Here is a 16,515-nt window from a genome sequence, read left to right as displayed (position 1 = left end):
TCTGCACCTTTCAGGAGATTTCTCGATGAGTGTTGAACTGAAACCCATCACGATCCCCGATTTCGGGGCAGCGCATCAGGCCCCGCGCATTCCGGCCGAAATCTACGAGGCACGCGTGCGCGCGGCTTATGCCAAGGCCGGCACCGATTGGCTGGTGGTTTATGCCGACCGCGAGCATATCGCAGCGATTACTTACCTTGCGGGTTTCGAGCCGCGTTTCGAGGAAGCGTTTCTCCTGCTCGGACCCGGTGACCGCCGTGTCCTGCTGACGGGCAACGAGTCGGAATCCTACGCGCCGCTTGCCGGCCTGCCCGGGCTTGAAGTTCTGGTCGCGCAATCGCTGAGCCTGATGGGTCAGGACCGATCGCGCTTTCCCCGGATCATCGACCGCTTCCGCGATGCGGGCATCAAGCAAGGCGACAGCATCGGTCTGGTGGGCTGGAAATATCTCGAAGCGGAAGAGGATGAGGACCTGTCGGACGCCTTCTTCGTGCCGGCCGTCCATCTCGCCATGCTGCGTCGCGCGGTGGGTGAATCTGGCAGCGTGCGCGACGTGACCGCGGTGCTGTTTCATCCCGGGCATGGCCTGATGGCAAAGCTCGATGCCGATCAGCTTGCCGTTTTCGAGTGGGCCGCGACACGTGCCTCGCTTGCCGTCTGGCGCATCGTCTCGGGTGCACGCGAAGGCGACGACGAGTTCCGGGCCGCCGCACGGATGGGTTATGCGGCCGAGCCCCTCAACGTGCACACGATGCTTGCTTCCGCTTCACCGGGCGAAACGGTGATCGGCTTGCGCAGCGCGAACGGACGCAAGATCGGGCGCGGCGACGGCATCACCACGGCTGTGGGCATGTGGGGTGCACTCGCCTCGCGCGCGGGGCTCTTCGATGAAGAGAACGGGGAATTCCTAAAAATTGCATCCGCCTACTTCGAAGGCTTGGCCACATGGTACGACACCGCCGATATCGGTGTGGCGGGCGGCACGCTTTACGAGGCCGTTACCGCCAAGCTCGCCGAAGGAAACCTGCGCTCCGCCCTTAATCCTGGCCACCTGACAGGCTACGAGGAATGGACCCACAGCCCGGTGCGCCCCGGCTCCACTGAGACGCTCGCTTCAGGCATGGCGTTCCAGGTCGACGTCATTCCCGTGCCGATGCCCGGCAACTGGGCACTCAACTCGGAAGATCCGGTGTTCTTTGCCGATGAGGCCTTGCGTGCGGAGCTCAAGGCCAAGCATCCCGAAACCCATGCCCGCATCGAGGCGCGCCGTGCTTTCGTGCGCGATCAGATTGGCATCACCATCAAGAGCAACATCCTGCCCCTGTCATCCACGCCGCTTTGCGTGCCGCCCTTCTGGCTTAAAAGCAGCCACCTCCTCACCAAGGCTTGATGCGCTCCCTCGCGCTCTGAAAGGAAGACCGTCATGGCCCAGCTCGCTCTCAGCAAGGTGTTCAAGTCCTATGGCGAGCTCGCCACCGTGCATGGCATCGATCTCGATGTGGCAAGCGGCGAATTCATCGTGCTGGTCGGCCCCTCAGGCTGCGGCAAGTCCACAACCTTGCGGATGATTGCCGGGCTTGAGGACATCACCGATGGTGAGATCCGCATCAGCGGCAAGCGCGTGAACGAGCTCGAGCCCAGCGATCGCGATATTGCGATGGTGTTCCAGAACTATGCGCTCTACCCGCATCTTTCCGTAGCCGACAATATCGCGTTTGGACTCAAACTGCGCGGCACGCCGCGTGACGAGATCAGGCGCCGGGTTGCGGAAACCGCAGCGATCCTGGGTCTCGAGCCGCTGCTGGAACGCAAGCCGCGCCAGCTTTCGGGCGGTCAGCGCCAGCGCGTCGCCATGGGCCGTGCGTTGATCCGCAAGCCGAGCGTCTTTCTGTTCGACGAGCCGCTATCCAATCTCGACGCCAAATTGCGCGTCCAGATGCGCACCGAGATCAAGGACCTGCATGCGCGGGTTCCGACGACCACTGTCTACGTCACTCACGACCAGATCGAGGCCATGACGTTGGCCGACAGGGTGGTTGTGATGAACAAGGGCCGCATTGAACAGGTCGCCCCACCGCAGGAGCTCTATTCGGCGCCGACCACGAAATTCGTCGCGGGCTTCATCGGCTCACCCGGCATGAACTTCCTCCCCGGCCGCATCGAGGCTCATGAGGGAAGCCCGGCCTTCCGCCTTTCCACTGGCGACCTGCTGCCGCTCGCGCAAAAGAATGAGGCAACACTCATTTCGCACCGGGACAAGCCGATGCTGGCTGGCGTCCGGCCCGAGCACTTCCGCCAATGTGCGGGAGGATTGGCGCCTGTGACCATATCCATGGTCGAACCTTTGGGCATGGAGACCCTGGTCCACTTCAAGCTCGCAGGCGAAGCGTCGGTTGCACGCCTTCCGCCAAGCAACACATTGCGTCCGGGCACACAGCTGCCGCTGCAAGTTCAATCGGAGCATATCCACCTGATCGACCCGGAAACGGAAAGGGTCGTGGGGTGACGCGAAAGCGCGCCGCTGTTCGAAACTCGCTCAGCCTGAGGCTCGAGACGAAATGATGCCCAGCCGCTGAATGCCGTGCGCCAAAGTTTCTGGAGCGCACGTGTTTCCTTTGTGGGCATAGTGAACTTTAATTTCGTCGAGTTCTGTTTCACGTATGGAATTTGACCTTAAGAACCTACCCACCATCGATGCGATGGAGGACTGGTCAATGAGGGGGCGACATGTGCGAGATAGTCTCGCCGAAAATCCTGTCACACTTGGTGACTTGTTAGTCTCAAGGAAGGAAACGTCCGCCTTCGGAAATGACCTACAGGGCGATCTATGACCCAGATCGGGTCCAATGCGGATTGTCGGCTGTTAAAGAATATGCACCAAATCCCGACAGTCCAGCCATGGCCCATGAACTGCTATTCCGCTTTGCGCGAGAGTCATCATCATTCGCTTGCCACTGGGCTCGGCCCGCGCTCAAGGTAGGTCGATAGAGCAATGTAGCTCCTCGTACCCTTGAAGCCCTCGATGGAGTGGATCCGTTCCAAAAGGTCCTCAAGCGCCTGCGTATCCCTTGTCCTCACCTTGAGGAGCATCGCGCTCTCGCCGGTCACCGTATGAATCTCCTCTACCTCCGGTAATTCCTTCAGGACAAGTAAGTGGCGCGTTACGGCCCAGCTCGTCGTGTCTACATGGACGAATGTCAGGAGCGGCCTTCCAATCTTGGCTCCGTTGAGGATCGCCACATTCGCCTTGATAACTCCGTCCTGCCGCAGGCGCTTTACACGCTCGTGGACGGCTGGAGGAGAAAGGTTGAGGAGATTACCGAGCTCGGCGTAGCTGCGGGTGCTGTCCTCGGCAAGCAGGCCTAACAGCGTTCGGTCCTTGTCGTCCAAGCGAGCTGGAGGAGCATGCTTCGGGCGAATGCGGTTCGTATCTTCCTTCAACGCGCCGATCCCTGCTTTTGCCGAATGGCTTTCGGCATTATCACCTTCCCATCTAATCATATCTGGCATTCTGTTTATGTTGCTAGCCGAAGGTTAAGCATGTTCGATACGAAAATCGCCATTTTGGTTCTGGACGATCTTGCAACCTGGCAGAAGCTGAACGTCACCGCGTTCCTTGCCACGGGCATCGCCGCGGCAGCACCGGAGGCCATGGGTGAGCCCTACGTAGATGCTCGAGGACGCCAGTTCGCCAGCCTCCTCGGACAACCGATGCTGATTTTCGCCGCCGGGTTGAATGATCTCCGCCGCGCCCATCGGATCGCAGCGGAGAAGGGTCTCCTGACGGCGGTATATGTCCGAGCGATGTTCTCAACGGGCCACGACGCGGCGAACCGCGAGGCATTCAAGGCTGAGCCGCTTGAGGCTCCTGACCTTGTAGGCATCGCGATCCGAGGCTCAAGGAAGGATGTCGACAAGGCGACCAAGACCGCAAGGCTGCATCCATGAGCGCGTTGTCGATGGCCTCATCCAGTTGCTCCTACCCTTTGTGACCGTTGCCATCTTCGTCTGCATAGCGCTTGGCGCAACAGGACGGTCTCAGGCGTCCCAGTCGGCCGCGGCCACCGCGTCGGCTCCGGCCGGAAGCTTCATCGGGCAACTTGGGTCGGTTGCAGCGCGCCAGACGGCTTCTGCAACATCAGTCGACCTGGTGACCGGACCGGAGTGCTGCCGCATCTTTTCGACTGTCGCGTTCGTGAAGTCCGCATAGGGCTCTGGAAATCCGCCCGCGCCCTCAATGCGACCGAACGCATTCTTGCCAAAGCTCGTCTCGGGCGCGAGGCCTGGCAACACGATGCGAACAGCAATGCCGAACGGCTCGAGTTCGATTCCGACGGATTCGGTGAAGGCATTCACCGCCGCCTTGCTGGCCGTGTACACAGAAAGGAGCGGCAGCGGCTTCACCGTGACCGTCGAAGTCACGTTCACGATTTTGCCCGACCGCCGTTCGCGGAACTGCGGCAGGACGGCCTGCATGGTCCGCATGGTCCCGATCGTGTTGGTCTCGAAGATGTCTCGCGCGATATCCATCGGCGTGCCTTCGAGAGCGTTCAACCAGCCGATGCCCGCATTGTTGACGAGAACGTCGATCGGGCCTGCTGCCTCGACTGCTTGCCTGACGCTCTCATCGCTTCGGACATCAAGCGGCAGGATGCGGAGGTGTTCCGAAGCGGGGAGGACGCTCTCGTCAGGCGTGCGCATGGTCGCGATGACCCTCCAACCTTGCCCGAGGAAATGTTTGGCAATGTCGAGCCCGAAGCCGGACGAGCAGCCTGTGATGAGGACGGTGTTCATGGTTTCTCCTTTCGTGCTTGTGCACGGGAGACATGTGGACGCCGTCATCCAGACTTCCTATCATCGCAAGTCCGTATAGCATTCGCGAGCGTCCAGAAATGACTGATCCCTTCGCCGAGGTGGTGGCACTGCTCCAGCCAAGCCTGCCCTTCTCGAAGCAGGCAAGTGGCGCGGGGTCGTGGCGGATCGACGTGTCGGTGACGAACGATCCCCTGTTTTGCGCGATCTTGGAGGGAGGCGTGCTGCTGTCCTTGGAAGGACGTCCGCAGCTGGAGCTGAAGGAGAACGACTTCGTGCTCGTTCCAGCGGCTCGTGACTTCACAATGAGCAGCCTCGACGGCGGTCCACCCAAAGGGCAGTCAGTCCATTCCATGCTGGATGACGAGATGAGGCACGGCGATCTGGAAGGACCCGCGGACGTGCGCATGCTGGCCGGCCGCCTTGCCTTCGGATCGCCCGATGCCGAACTGCTCCTGTCCCTCCTTCCCGAGTTCATCCACGTTCGGGGGCTGAAGCGGGTCGCCACACTGGTGCAACTCGTAAGGAACGAGGCGCGAGACGATAGGCCCGCTCGGGAGATGGTCATAGGGCGCCTGCTCGACGTGTTGCTCATCGAGGCATTGCGGGCCGCGTCGGACGATACTGCTCCGCCGGGACTACTCCGGGGACTGGCGGACGCCAGGCTGGGCAGCGCCATACGCTGCATCCACCGTAATCCCAGTCACGGCTGGACGGTAGGACGATTGGCGAAAGAGGCATCCATGTCCCGCTCGGTGTTCTTCGACAGGTTCCGGAAGGAGGTTGGTGTGCCGCCGATGGAGTACCTCCTGTCGTGGAGGATGGCCCTTGCCAGGAACATGTTGCGGCAAGGGGACGGCGGAGTGAAGGAGATTGCTGAAACCGTCGGATACGGATCCGCCAGTGCCTTCAGTGTCGCGTTCACCCGGTTCGTGGGTGTGCCACCCATCCGGTTCGCACGTCAAAACAGCGTCGAGGCCGGCTAGAGCTGCCAAGATCATGTCCGCTTGGAGACGCTCGAGAATAGGAACTCCATGACGTAGAAGGAGTCGGAACGGACAATCCGGCACGCTGCCAATCGCGACACCAACGCGCACGCGCCCAGTCGCAGACCCGCTCAGTTCGGTGTCATCACTGTCTGCCAGGCTCGGTCCTTGAGATCGATAAGCGGCGGTTTGGATAAGACTGCGGGTGGGTTGGTGCCCGTCTCGCCATCCACGGCGATGACGGACACCGTGATCTCCCCATCGGTCCAGTAGCGGTCGCCCTCACCGTTGCGGCCAAAGAGCGTCGGTCCGATGCCAGACACCTCGTAGGTCTCGGTGATCAGTTCAGTCTCGGCGAGCTGTGTGGAAAGCGTGTCGCGCATGGCGTCGATGTCAGGCGCAATGGCATGGGTGACCTCGCCCGTATAATGACTGAAGCCGACGCCGCTATCGAGAGTGGCAGCGCCGAGCCACACAGGGCGTCCCTCGCGGCCCTTGCGCAGAGCCTGCCAGAAGCGGACATGCATGCGCCGATCAGCACTGCGGCCGATGGCTTTCTCAAAGGCGAGGTCCTGCTTGCGTCCTTCGAAGAAGAGCGGACTGACAGGCGCATCTGCGTAAGCGCGGTCAAGCAGAACGCTGCCGATGATCTCGATGCTGGTGCGCAGCGTCACAGGGTCGGCCGGAAACCAACCTGCTTTGTGCATGACACCGACAACCTGCCTTTGTGTGCCCACAAGACCGATGTTGAACGGATCGCCTGCCATGCCGTTTGCGGTCTGAGTCACCATCGGCAGAACACCGAGCGCTTGCTGATGCTCGTAGTGGCGAAATGCGAAGGGTAAGAGCAGATATGCCATCACAAGCCAGACCAGGAGGCTTGCCACAATCAGGAGCAGCACACGCTGTAGACGGTTCGACAGGCGGCTCAGGTGATGGGCTCCTGGTTCTTGGAATAGCGCGTCACGGACTGTGGAACGCAGTAGATCACCACTCATGTCCGTGTCTGCGTATTCATGCGCAAACGATCGAAGACCTGTCGAGATAACGATGATTTAGGCGATCTGGTAGTCTACAGGGCATGGAACACGATCATGCTGATGCAGAGCTGAGGGCGCAGGCGATGGCAACCATCGCTGCACTGCAGCCTGCCAACGCCGAGCAGTCTGCATGCTACTCCCCGCCCATCCCTTCGTGGCCGAACAGCTTCTCGCTGCCCTGTGCGAGACTTGGCAGAGCAGCACGCTTCTCCACCCCGCCCCCGGTACGGGCCCCTTCTGTTGGGGGTGTGGGGTCATGCGGGTCGGGCCGGCCCCGACATCGTGCTAGCGCCAGACCTGTTTGTCGCGTTTCGTTTCGTTTTGGACGCCCATGACTGAGCCGCTTTTCAATGTCTGATCAGCATGCGCTTGGAGTCCAAGCCTAGCCTACCGACCGTGTCGAGCGGCATGCGGTTGCTTCCCTGATCCCGTATGCCAGGAACGCGCGAACCCATAGTCAGCAACAGGTTGCGCAGATTGCAGCCTCGATCACTCAGTGGGGTTGGACCGTGCCGGTGCTGATGGACGAGGCCGGCGGCACTATTGCCGGCCATGGCCGCTCGCAGGCTTGGACTAGAGAACTTTTCGGGGGGCAGGCCACAACGTAACTGGTAGCCGTGAAGGAACCTAAGCAGTCTGACGCCGAGGGTTTGGACCTCCTTAACGCCGGACCTGACCGTCGACGCAGTTGAGCAATCGATAACACGATGCTCATCGCTCTACTCACCATGGGATCGCCATGCCAACCGACATGAACACCATCTTGCCGGGCTTTACCTGAGCGCAGGCGTTCGACCTGCCGCAAGGCTTCGTGCTAGCGGGCGATGCCTTCCGCAGCTCATGCGTTAGTTGGGGAAGCGGTAGCCAAAGTGTTCGATTTCGTCTGCATACACGCGCTCGACGATCTCTCGATCGCCCGGCTTGTAGTATGAAGCTGCCACATGGTTCTTAGGCGCATTCGACTTCTCGCGGGTAAGGTTCTCAGGCTGGTACGGAATGCCGATCTGAGAGCATATAGTTCCAAAGTCGGCAGCAAGCTGTTCCTGCCGCGCTACGAAATCGACGGCAATCTTGTTGTCGCGCGTGTAGAGGTCCCAAGTCTGCCAGTTGATCCCATGCATGTCGGCGCAACCGTCATCAATCAGCCGAAGCATCGTCGAAAAAGATGGGCGGCGCTCGAAATTCCGGTATCTCCAATTGTAGAGCGAGACAAGACGCTCGAACGGATTCCGGACAACGCAAAACTTGAAGTACGCACCGTCATCGAAAGCTTCATGTGCTTCAATTTCAGCCAAGCTTGAGTGATCCCAAAGCTTGTTCGAGAAATGACGTTTGGTTGCAGTGTCGAGCATTTTTGCGATGCTGCGTCGGCGGACTGCGCTTCGTATCACTGAAAACGGCGAGCGATTGCGTAAGATAATGTTCGTCATGCGCCGGTTGAGCTTCGCACCGCCTGCTAGAGCTTCAGTCCAAGACCCGAGCATGAGGTCTCGTGGGCCGAGATACTTCGCTAGATGCGTTGCAATTGTCGTCCCCGCATTCTTTGGGACATGGACAAATACATAGCGATGCTGATGCGATACGATCATGCAGCAAGCGTAGAAAGAATTTCCACCGCTAACGCAAGGTCCGAGACACTTTGCGCGGGTTTGAGCGCAGGGCGAACACAAGTTTCTATTCAGGCGCTGTCGGCTCGGCACAAGCCTCGGGGGTAGAGACGCAAGTGCCGAGCCGGGGTTGCTGAACCCACGATCTTTGCAGGGAGCATGGGAGGCGGCGTGCAGATAGCTGCGCCGGCTCAAATCCACCATCGGTAAAGCGACATTCCGTGTCGCCTGGAATGTGACGCCGCGTTCGTCATGTCGCGCGACTCAAGACTGAAGATAGAAATGGTCTCCGATGGACCTCCGTTGTCGACGGAGCAACGAAAACGGCCCGACACCACCCCACCGGAAGTGGGTGTCGGGCCGACCGAGAGGTTCACCCCCAACCGCTCGATGGTGCGCTGAATGCTGGCAACTCGATGAAGGGGTTAGACCGAGTTCGATACCGGAACACTTAGCTACTCGAACGAGTGGGGAGTTCAACCCGAGTAACCGCAAGGTGACGCTCAAAACAGCGCGTCGCACTCACCTGTATCAAGTTGGGGAAAGACTATGGACCGCACCGTTCCGCTCGCAGCGGCCCGGCTGCTCGACTTGGCGCGCGCCCGGATGACGCGCGGAAGCAAGGAGCCATCGATAAGGTCAGTGACCGAGGCTCGATCATTTAGTTCGCCCGACTCTCCTTCGAACCGACGGATGGTGATGGCTGCTCGGCGGAGTAGGGCACCTCGTTCCTGAATGCTCACGCGCTCGATCTCGTTCGCCGCGCGGATGAGTTCGGTGATAAAGGCATGCAGACTGTCGGTGTCGTCGGCGGTCATGATGGCGACTTGGTCCCTCGCCTGATAGCAAACTCTTTGTGCTATCATATGTTAACCGCACGGCTAGCTTTCGCTTCCGTTGCGTAATATCATTTGACACTCTGACCTGGCGAGCTTTCCCGTACTTGCTCGCTCGCCCTTAGCCCGCGTTGTCCCCCCGACTTCGCGGGCCTTCTTCTGCGCTTCTACAATCTGGTTGAGCTGCGCCTGCTCGATAAGATCGACAAGGTGCCCGAACTCGCCCCAGCTCGTTTCCGTGACCGACAGGAGGGCACCTATCGTCGCTGTGCTCGACCAATGGAGCGTGCCGCCCCGAGTTCGGTTGGAACGGTTCAGCGTGCATGAGTTCAGCCCAGCGTGGATGGCAAGGGCGGACGGACTGAGGTTCACTTGGACGGCAAGATCATCAATAGCCGTCCACAGCGCGTAGTGGCGGATCTCCAAGCGTTCCTCAGTCATGCCTTCCGCTCGCGTCTAGCCTTCCGCAAGGCCGCGTCTTCCGCCCATGGCGGGATCGGTTCGCCGGTGACATCGCGCAGCGTGGCAAGAAGAGCGTCGAATAGGCGATCGAGCGCCTGATCATGCGGGCAGTTCAGCTTCACTGTGCCGCGGTGCTTGCGGATCAGCCGGGCCACTGTTGTCATGTCCGTCTCGAAGTCGGGCAGGTTGATGATTTCGGCAGGCATTGCGCGCACGACCATGGGATACTCTCCGTGGATATGTTCGCGAACGTAAGCGAGTCGGGATTGCCCGCTCAAGGCATTTGTTCCTACTATGTTCTCATGAGCCGAGTCGCTGACACCCTGAAGTCCTACCCCAGCCTCAAGGTCGAGGTGGCCTGCGCTTTGTGTGGGCGGAAGGGCCGATACGACCGCGACGACATGCTGCGTGCTGGTGGTGGACTGAAAGGGTAGCTTGCCACCTTACGGCATCATGCAAGATAGAACGGTTGATTGGGCGAATGCTGTGAGTCGTCCTGGCGTGGGAGCAATCATTGGCTGAAGAGCACGTTGGAAGAACCATCATACCCGTGATCATGGCCGGTGGTTCGGGAGCGCGGTTGTGGCCTGTGTCGCGCGATACGATGCCTAAGCAGTTCATCGCGCTTTTAGGCGGGGGGCGGTCGACGTTTCAGGCGGCCGTCCTGCGCGTCGTGGGCCAAGGGTTCGGACGGCCGGTCGTGATTACTAGTGATGCCTTTCGCTTTATCTGTGCCGAGCAGCTTCGCGCGATCGGGGTGGAGGCGGACATCGTTCTAGAGCCAATGCGCCGAGACTCAGGCCCGGCGGTCGCCGTTGGTGCGGTACTGGCGCAGGCGCGGGGCGGCAACGAAGCGATATGCTTCGCAACCGCTGCCGACCATGTAGTTACGGATGACGATGCATTCCGGGCGGATGTTCAAGCGATCGGTGAGCTCGCTTCTGCCGGCCGGATCATGACGCTCGGGATCGTGCCGGATCAGCCTTCCACCGAGTATGGCTACATCAGACCCGCGGAGGAACGTCTCGAGTCATCTGGAACAAGCGAAGGCGGCGCCTACGCCGTCTCCAGCTTTGTGGAAAAGCCGGACCGAGCGACGGCCGAAAAGTATCTCGCGGATGGCTACCTCTGGAACTCCGGCAACTTCGCTTTCGCGCCCAAGACCATGCTTGATGAGCTTCAGGTCTTTGTACCTGACGTCGTCGAGGCAGCCCGGAAAAGTGTTGCCGCAAGTCGCCGCGATCTCGACTTCATCCGCCTGGATGAAGAAAGCTTCGCGGCCTCGCCTCAGATTTCGATCGATTACGCCGTCATGGAGAAGACGACGCGTGCCGGTGTGCAGCGCGCTACCTTCGGCTGGAGCGATGTAGGTTCGTGGGGCTCTCTGCACGCGGTTAAAGCCAAGGATGCAGAGAACAACGTGATCGAGGGCGACGCATTCGTCATCGACACCCGGGATAGCCTCGTGCGCTCGGAGGGGCCTCTGACGGCAGTCGTGGGCTTGAGCGACGTCGTGGTGGTGGCCTCCGAGGATGCCGTCCTGGTCGCCTCCAAGGTTCAGGCGGCGCGCGTGAAGGATATGGTGGCGACACTCAAGTCCAAGGGACACCGAGCAGCGTCCGAGCATCGGCGGCATCACAGACCCTGGGGTTGGTATCAAAGCATCGACCAGGGCAACCGCTTCCAAGTCAAGCACATCTGCGTCAAGCCAGGCGGAAAGCTTTCCCTGCAGCGTCACCACCATCGCGCCGAGCACTGGATCGTGGTTCATGGCACGGCAGAAGTCACTGTCGATGGCAGCACCAAGCTCGTCCATGAGAACGAGGCCGCCTATCTTCCCATTGGCTGCACTCACAGGCTTGCCAACCCCGGCAAGATCGAGCTCAAGCTAATCGAAGTGCAGGTTGGAAGCTATACGGGTGAGGACGATATCATTAGGATCGAGGACGTCTACGCGCGCGAGTGAGCATTCAAATGCATGAAGGCATGTCGCACTACTTTGGCAGATTCGTGGTGCGAAACGGGAGACTAATCCTCCCCATTGAACTGGTTGGCCCTGAAGTATCGCTTTGAGAGACTGAAGGAGGACGGAAGATGGCCAAGCGATCCAAGCCTGAAGAGGTCGCTGCGAAGCTACGGCAGGTTGATGTGCTGACGGCGCAAGGTAGGCCGGTGACGGAGGCGGTTCGCTCAATCGGCGTGACAGAAGTGATCTACTATCGCTGGTGAAAGGAGTCCGGTGGGCTGAACCTTGACCAGGTGAAGCGGCTCACAGAGCTTAATACGGAGAACCAGCTATTGCGAAAAGCAGTTGCCGATCTCACGCTCGACAAGCTGATCTTGGCGAAGGCGGCAAGGGGAAACACTCTCGCCCCGATCGCCGGCGCGCCTGTATTGAGCATGTCATTCAAGTGCTGAACCTGTCGGAGCGGCGCGTCTGCCGTGGTCTCGGACAGCATCGCTCAATACAGCGCCAAGTGCCGCGGGGCACCGACGACGAAGAGCAGCTCACAGCTGAGCTGTTCGAGCTGGCCTGACGGTATGGGGGTTCACGGCTACAGAAAGATCTCAGCTCCGCTTCGCGATGCGGGCTAGGTGGTGAACGACAAGCGCGTCGAGCGGATCTGGCGCCGAGGGGGGCTGAAGATCCCTGCCAAGCAGCCCAAGCGTGGGCGGCTCTGGCTCAACGACGGCTCGTGAATTCAGCTCAGGCCGGAGCGCCGGGCTCACTTGTGGAGCCACGACTTCGTGGAAGACCGTACCCACAACCGGCGCAAGTTTAGGATGTTGAACGTGATCGACGAGTTCACCCACGAGTGTCTGGCGATCCGGGTGGCGCGAAAGCTCCAGGCCCATGACGTCATCGACGTGCTGTCGGACCTGTTCGTGCCTCACGCGGTGTTCAGGAGCATGTTCGTTCCGACAACGGGCCGAAGTTCGTCGCCAAGAGCGTGCAGGTGTGGATCAAGGGCGTGGGTGCCAAAACCGCCTACATTGCTCCCGGTAGCCCGTGTGAGAACAGCTTTGTAGAGCGGTTCAGCGCTGGCCTGCCCAACGAACTGCTCGATGGCGAGGTGTTCCGCAGCCTGCACGAGGCCTAGATCATCATCGAGAGTTGGCGAAGGCGCTTCAACACCGTTCAGCTTCACGGCTCGCTGGGCTACAAACCCCAGAACCCGACGTGTTCGTACCCTCGTTGGCTGCTTCGCCGGGTGCGCTGACCCGACCAGCTCTGCCGGCCAAGCTCATCATGGCACCAAAACCAACCATGAACTAACATTCAATCCGTACTACCCAGTGGGGGGGGCGATCAGGTGGCCTCTAGAACCCACGGGCTACACTAATCGTCTGTCGACAGGTGGGCGTCAGGCGGAGCCTGCCCTCCACTGCTCTAGGAGTTCACCTTTCCTGACAAAAATCTTAACCGCGAGAGTATGGGATCAACCGCTCGTCCAAACGTCAGGTTTTCCCTGCTCTGGAGAGAACTGCCAAACCCTATTCAATGAACACGACTGTCAACAGCGGGCCGCAATCTACAACTTGGACAAGAGACGTTCGGTGAAGTATCCTAACTGCCTCATACAAGAGTTCAATTTCAACCGTTATGATGATGATTTTGTATTTCCGAAATGTAGTATGTACTCTTGAGTAGCTTTCTCAAGATCGTTGTGGCGCCCTATATCTAGCCAGTATTCATGTATGGGGAAAGCAACGCGTTGACTCGTTGGAACGAGTTCAAACAGACTTGGCATATCGAAAAAAATGTCATGTGGCACCAGATTGAGGGCTGCCGGGCTGATCACATAAATACCGGCATTAACAAAGAAGTCATAGACTGGCTTCTCAGTGAAGCGTTCTATGTGATGTTTATGCACATCAACGACGCCGTATGGTAACTGATACTGATAACGATTAAGCCCCATTGTGGCGATCGCGTCATTCTCGCGATGGAATGAAAGTAATTGATTGAAATTTACCGAAGTAAGAATGTCGCCGTTCATCACTATCATGGGTTGTAAAGGAGCGGGGCTAAGCAGCGATAAAGCGCCAGCAGTGCCCATGCGTTTGCTCTCTCTGACATATTCTATCTGTACGCCAAACCGGGTCCCATCCTGAAAGTGATCTTGAATGATTTCAGCCAAATGATTCAGGCAAAGAGTGACCTTGCGAAAACCCTGTTGAGCAAATTGCTCGATAATAATTTCAAGGATGGGCCGCCCTCCCACCGGGATCATAGGCTTGGGTATAGTTTCTGTTATCGGCCGCAGCCGTGTGCCGAGCCCACCTGCCATAATCACTACTGTATGGTCTTCAGATAAGGGGTGAGTGAGCTCGTCGGCGAAAAGAACATCTATCACCATGCCTTTACTCGAAAGTACTGGCACCTGACCAATTTGCTCGCGCCGAAGAAGTGTCAGGATATCCGAACGTGGCGTACCCTCGCGCACCGTTCGTGGGCTTTGGTTCGTAACTTCAAGGGCTGGGGTTTCCAAACTTACACCGCGCAGCAACCCTCGGCGGATATCGCCATCGGTGATCGTTCCGAGAAGCCTACCTTGCTCGTCTATTACGAGGGCGATTTCGCCACCGCTCGCTTCAATGCACGCAACTGCATCGGAGACCAGCTGATTGGGCTTGAGGCATATCGCACCAAGTAGTTCACGCATTCTTTCACCCTAGTGCAAAAGTAAGTGCCACCCATGGCTGAAGGAGCCGTAGAACGCAACATTCAATGCCCATGCGCATCGAATCTAGCTGTCAGCTTACTGCGTTCGGGTAGTCCGTCTTTGGGTCGACAGATTGATCAGGAAGTGCGATGGGGTGAGGAAGTGCGATGCTAGACTTAAGCCCGCGAAGAGGGAGACGATGCGATGAGTCGAGGCGATACATGCGTCGCGCTTATCACAGGCCGGGGTGGCTCAAAACGTCTGCCGGGTAAGAACGTCCGCCCTTTGGCTGGGCGCCCTCTTGTCGCTTGGACAGTTGATGCCGCTCAAGGCGCCAAGTCAATTAGCCGTGTGATCGTTTCAACGGATGATCCTGCGATTGCTGAAGCGGCAAAGGCAGCCGGTGGCGAAGTGCCGTTCATGCGACCACAAGAATTATCCGGAGATAACTCTTCGCATGTCTCGGTAATAGCTCACGCCCTTGACTGGTTGGAGGACAAAACAGGTGAAATTCCAGACTTGCTCTGCTTACTTCAACCGACGTCACCGCTTCGCTTGAGCGAGGATATCGACGCAATCGTGACCCTTGTTAAAGATACGGGGGCTGATTGTGGAATTACCGTTTCCGCAGCGCCCCATCACCCGGCCCATATGTTCAAAATCGACCTAAATGGTAAGGCTACGCCTTTCATGCCACCCACAACTGGCTATCAACGATCTCAAGATCTGCATCAATTACACGTTGTCAACGGAGCCGTGTACGTAATCCGCCCTCGAACATTCCGGGAGCGTGAGGCTGTGCTTTCTACTGATGTTGTTGCGCATATTATGCCAGATACTCGATCCGTAGATATAGATACGGAAGCAGACTTCCTGCGTGCTGAGAGTCTTATGAGGCAGCGTACGGCATCTTGATCAGTCCACAGACAGTCGTCCTCTCATTCGGTAGAAGGCTGGCGTGGAATATGACCCTTCAGGATACTATCGGCAATCAGATGAGCTGCTGTTACGATGCATTGATCATAACGATTGCTAGTTGGCGAAGCAGCCGGTGCGTTAGGTGTTTGATTCCAAGGTTTGATGGTGTGATCCTTTCGTTGGAATGGAAGGAAACCGTATGGGACAGGTTCGTCATGGCAGCGCCACGACCACGCACGCCATCCGAGCCGCAATACAGCGATCGCAAGCTTCGCTCGCGACGCTGAGCCGGGAGCCGGTATCAACCCGAAGACGGTGGCCAAGTGGCGTAAGCGTCAGACTTTGGAGGACCTGAAGACCAGGCCGAAGGAGCCACGCTCCACCACACTGAGTGAGGCCAAGGAGGCAATGGTTGTCGCGTCTCGCCGGCACACTCTTCTACCGTTGGATGATTGCGTCGACACCTTGCAACCGACGATCCCGCACCTGACCCGATCAGCGCTGGACCGCTGCCTCCAGCGGCATGGCATTTCCCGCTTACCGGAAATCGAAGGCGACAAGCCCAAGCGACAGCGCTTCAAACGTTACCCGATCGGCTTTTCCACCTCGATATTGCTGAGGTGAGCCGCTGCCGGTTTCGCGGACAGCGGGTTTAGCTAGCATAACGCTAGCTTCGAACTCCATGGGACTGATGTAGCCCAGTTTCGAATGCCGCGTGCGCGGGTTGTAGAAGCGCTCGATGTAATCTAAGACGTCGGCACGCGCTTCGTTTCGGGTTCGATAGACCTTGCTGGCTGTCCGTTCGGTCTTCAGCGGTGAGAAGAAGCTCTTCATTGCTGAACCGCCTGGTCGCGCCAGATGCGCTTCGACATGATCTGCGAAGCCAACGGTAATGAGCACCGCTTCACCAAGCCGAACCATCCTTGGACTAAGGGCGAGGCGCGAGCGGATGAACCGGACGATCAAGGAGGCGACCGTCAAACGCTTGCATTACGAGAGCCACGACCAGCTTCGAGCGCACCTCGCCAACTTCATGGCTACCTACAACTTCGGTCGCCGGTTGAAGGCGCTCAGTGGCCTCACATCCTACGAATACATCATCAGGATCTGGTTATCAGAGCCAGACCGGTTCATCATCAATCCGGTCCACCAAATGCCGGGACTTAACACCTAAGATCCTGTTTGGA

At 58.7% G+C, this 16,515-nt stretch carries 14 protein-coding genes and 4 pseudogenes; 9 read left to right on the top strand and 9 right to left on the bottom strand.

Annotation, left to right across the window (positions count from 1 at the left end; translation table 11 throughout):
- Positions 1-25 precede the first annotated feature (25 nt).
- Both NGM99_RS10350 and NGM99_RS10345 read left to right on the top strand, forming a co-directional pair.
- Complete coding sequence (locus tag NGM99_RS10350) at positions 26-1,390, top strand: M24 family metallopeptidase (RefSeq protein WP_252818608.1); 1,365 nt, start codon at positions 26-28, stop codon at positions 1,388-1,390.
- 33 nt (positions 1,391-1,423) lie between these two features.
- On the top strand, positions 1,424-2,506 hold the full coding sequence (locus NGM99_RS10345) for an ABC transporter ATP-binding protein (protein WP_252818606.1): 1,083 nt from the start codon (positions 1,424-1,426) through the stop codon (positions 2,504-2,506).
- Positions 2,507-2,940: 434 nt separating this feature from the next.
- Here NGM99_RS10345 and NGM99_RS10340 read toward each other — a convergent pair whose 3' ends face one another.
- On the bottom strand, positions 2,941-3,390 hold the full coding sequence (locus NGM99_RS10340; protein WP_252818604.1) for an Lrp/AsnC family transcriptional regulator: 450 nt from the start codon (positions 3,388-3,390) through the stop codon (positions 2,941-2,943).
- A gap of 150 nt (positions 3,391-3,540) precedes the next feature.
- Here NGM99_RS10340 and NGM99_RS10335 point away from each other — a divergent pair, with 150 nt between their 5' ends.
- On the top strand, positions 3,541-3,948 hold the full coding sequence (locus NGM99_RS10335) for a DUF2000 family protein (RefSeq protein WP_252818602.1): 408 nt from the start codon (positions 3,541-3,543) through the stop codon (positions 3,946-3,948).
- A 90-nt stretch (positions 3,949-4,038) separates the two neighbouring features.
- Here the strand turns inward: NGM99_RS10335 and NGM99_RS10330 are convergent, their stop codons facing one another.
- Positions 4,039-4,794, bottom strand: a complete 756-nt coding sequence (locus NGM99_RS10330; RefSeq protein ID WP_252818600.1) for an SDR family oxidoreductase — start codon at positions 4,792-4,794, stop codon at positions 4,039-4,041.
- 98 nt (positions 4,795-4,892) lie between these two features.
- On the opposite strand from NGM99_RS10330, the gene NGM99_RS10325 reads away from it, so the two are divergent.
- Positions 4,893-5,798 carry an AraC family transcriptional regulator gene (locus NGM99_RS10325; protein ID WP_252818598.1) on the top strand — a complete coding sequence of 302 codons (906 nt, stop codon included), beginning with the start codon at positions 4,893-4,895 and terminating at the stop codon, positions 5,796-5,798.
- 131 nt (positions 5,799-5,929) lie between these two features.
- Here NGM99_RS10325 and NGM99_RS10320 read toward each other — a convergent pair whose 3' ends face one another.
- The 5 genes from NGM99_RS10320 to NGM99_RS10300 form a co-directional block, all read right to left on the bottom strand.
- Entirely contained in the window at positions 5,930-6,658 is a 729-nt protein-coding gene (locus tag NGM99_RS10320; protein WP_252818596.1) for an LssY C-terminal domain-containing protein, read from the bottom strand.
- Positions 6,659-7,683: 1,025 nt separating this feature from the next.
- Entirely contained in the window at positions 7,684-8,427 is a 744-nt protein-coding gene (locus NGM99_RS10315; protein ID WP_252818594.1) for a sulfotransferase family 2 domain-containing protein, read from the bottom strand.
- 521 nt (positions 8,428-8,948) lie between these two features.
- Positions 8,949-9,263 (bottom strand): hypothetical protein, encoded by a 315-nt coding sequence (locus NGM99_RS10310; RefSeq protein ID WP_252818592.1) that lies wholly within the window; start codon positions 9,261-9,263, stop codon positions 8,949-8,951.
- Between the two features lie 63 nt (positions 9,264-9,326).
- A complete protein-coding gene (locus NGM99_RS10305; RefSeq protein ID WP_252818591.1) occupies positions 9,327-9,722 on the bottom strand; it encodes a hypothetical protein in 396 nt (131 codons plus the stop codon).
- Entirely contained in the window at positions 9,719-9,964 is a 246-nt protein-coding gene (locus tag NGM99_RS10300; protein ID WP_252818589.1) for a hypothetical protein, read from the bottom strand. Before NGM99_RS10300 ends, NGM99_RS10305 begins: the two co-directional genes overlap by 4 nt.
- Before the next feature lie 293 nt (positions 9,965-10,257).
- Here NGM99_RS10300 and NGM99_RS10295 point away from each other — a divergent pair, with 293 nt between their 5' ends.
- Entirely contained in the window at positions 10,258-11,709 is a 1,452-nt protein-coding gene (locus tag NGM99_RS10295) for a mannose-1-phosphate guanylyltransferase/mannose-6-phosphate isomerase (protein ID WP_252818588.1), read from the top strand.
- A gap of 128 nt (positions 11,710-11,837) precedes the next feature.
- A pseudogene (locus NGM99_RS10290) lies at positions 11,838-13,020 on the top strand (IS3 family transposase).
- A gap of 325 nt (positions 13,021-13,345) precedes the next feature.
- On the opposite strand, the gene NGM99_RS10285 reads toward NGM99_RS10290, so the two are convergent.
- On the bottom strand, positions 13,346-14,410 hold the full coding sequence (locus tag NGM99_RS10285) for a nucleotidyltransferase family protein (protein ID WP_252818586.1): 1,065 nt from the start codon (positions 14,408-14,410) through the stop codon (positions 13,346-13,348).
- A 204-nt stretch (positions 14,411-14,614) separates the two neighbouring features.
- Between NGM99_RS10285 and NGM99_RS10280 the strand changes: the two genes are divergently transcribed.
- Positions 14,615-15,325 (top strand): acylneuraminate cytidylyltransferase family protein, encoded by a 711-nt coding sequence (locus NGM99_RS10280; RefSeq protein WP_252818584.1) that lies wholly within the window; start codon positions 14,615-14,617, stop codon positions 15,323-15,325.
- 202 nt (positions 15,326-15,527) lie between these two features.
- A pseudogene (locus NGM99_RS10275) lies at positions 15,528-15,951 on the top strand (transposase family protein); the annotation flags it as partial.
- A 31-nt stretch (positions 15,952-15,982) separates the two neighbouring features.
- Here NGM99_RS10275 and NGM99_RS10270 read toward each other — a convergent pair.
- Positions 15,983-16,165 (bottom strand): annotated as a pseudogene (locus NGM99_RS10270) (IS3 family transposase); the annotation flags it as partial.
- Between the two features lie 54 nt (positions 16,166-16,219).
- On the opposite strand from NGM99_RS10270, the pseudogene NGM99_RS10265 reads away from it, so the two are divergent.
- Positions 16,220-16,502 (top strand): annotated as a pseudogene (locus NGM99_RS10265) (integrase core domain-containing protein); the annotation flags it as partial.
- Positions 16,503-16,515: the final 13 nt, after the last annotated feature.

It is taken from the genome of Mesorhizobium liriopis (genome assembly GCF_024053505.1).
Lineage (GTDB): Bacteria > Pseudomonadota > Alphaproteobacteria > Rhizobiales > Rhizobiaceae > Mesorhizobium_B > Mesorhizobium_B liriopis.
The sequence above is the reverse complement of the archived record's forward strand: the minus strand, read 5'-3'. Positions and strand labels throughout refer to the sequence as shown.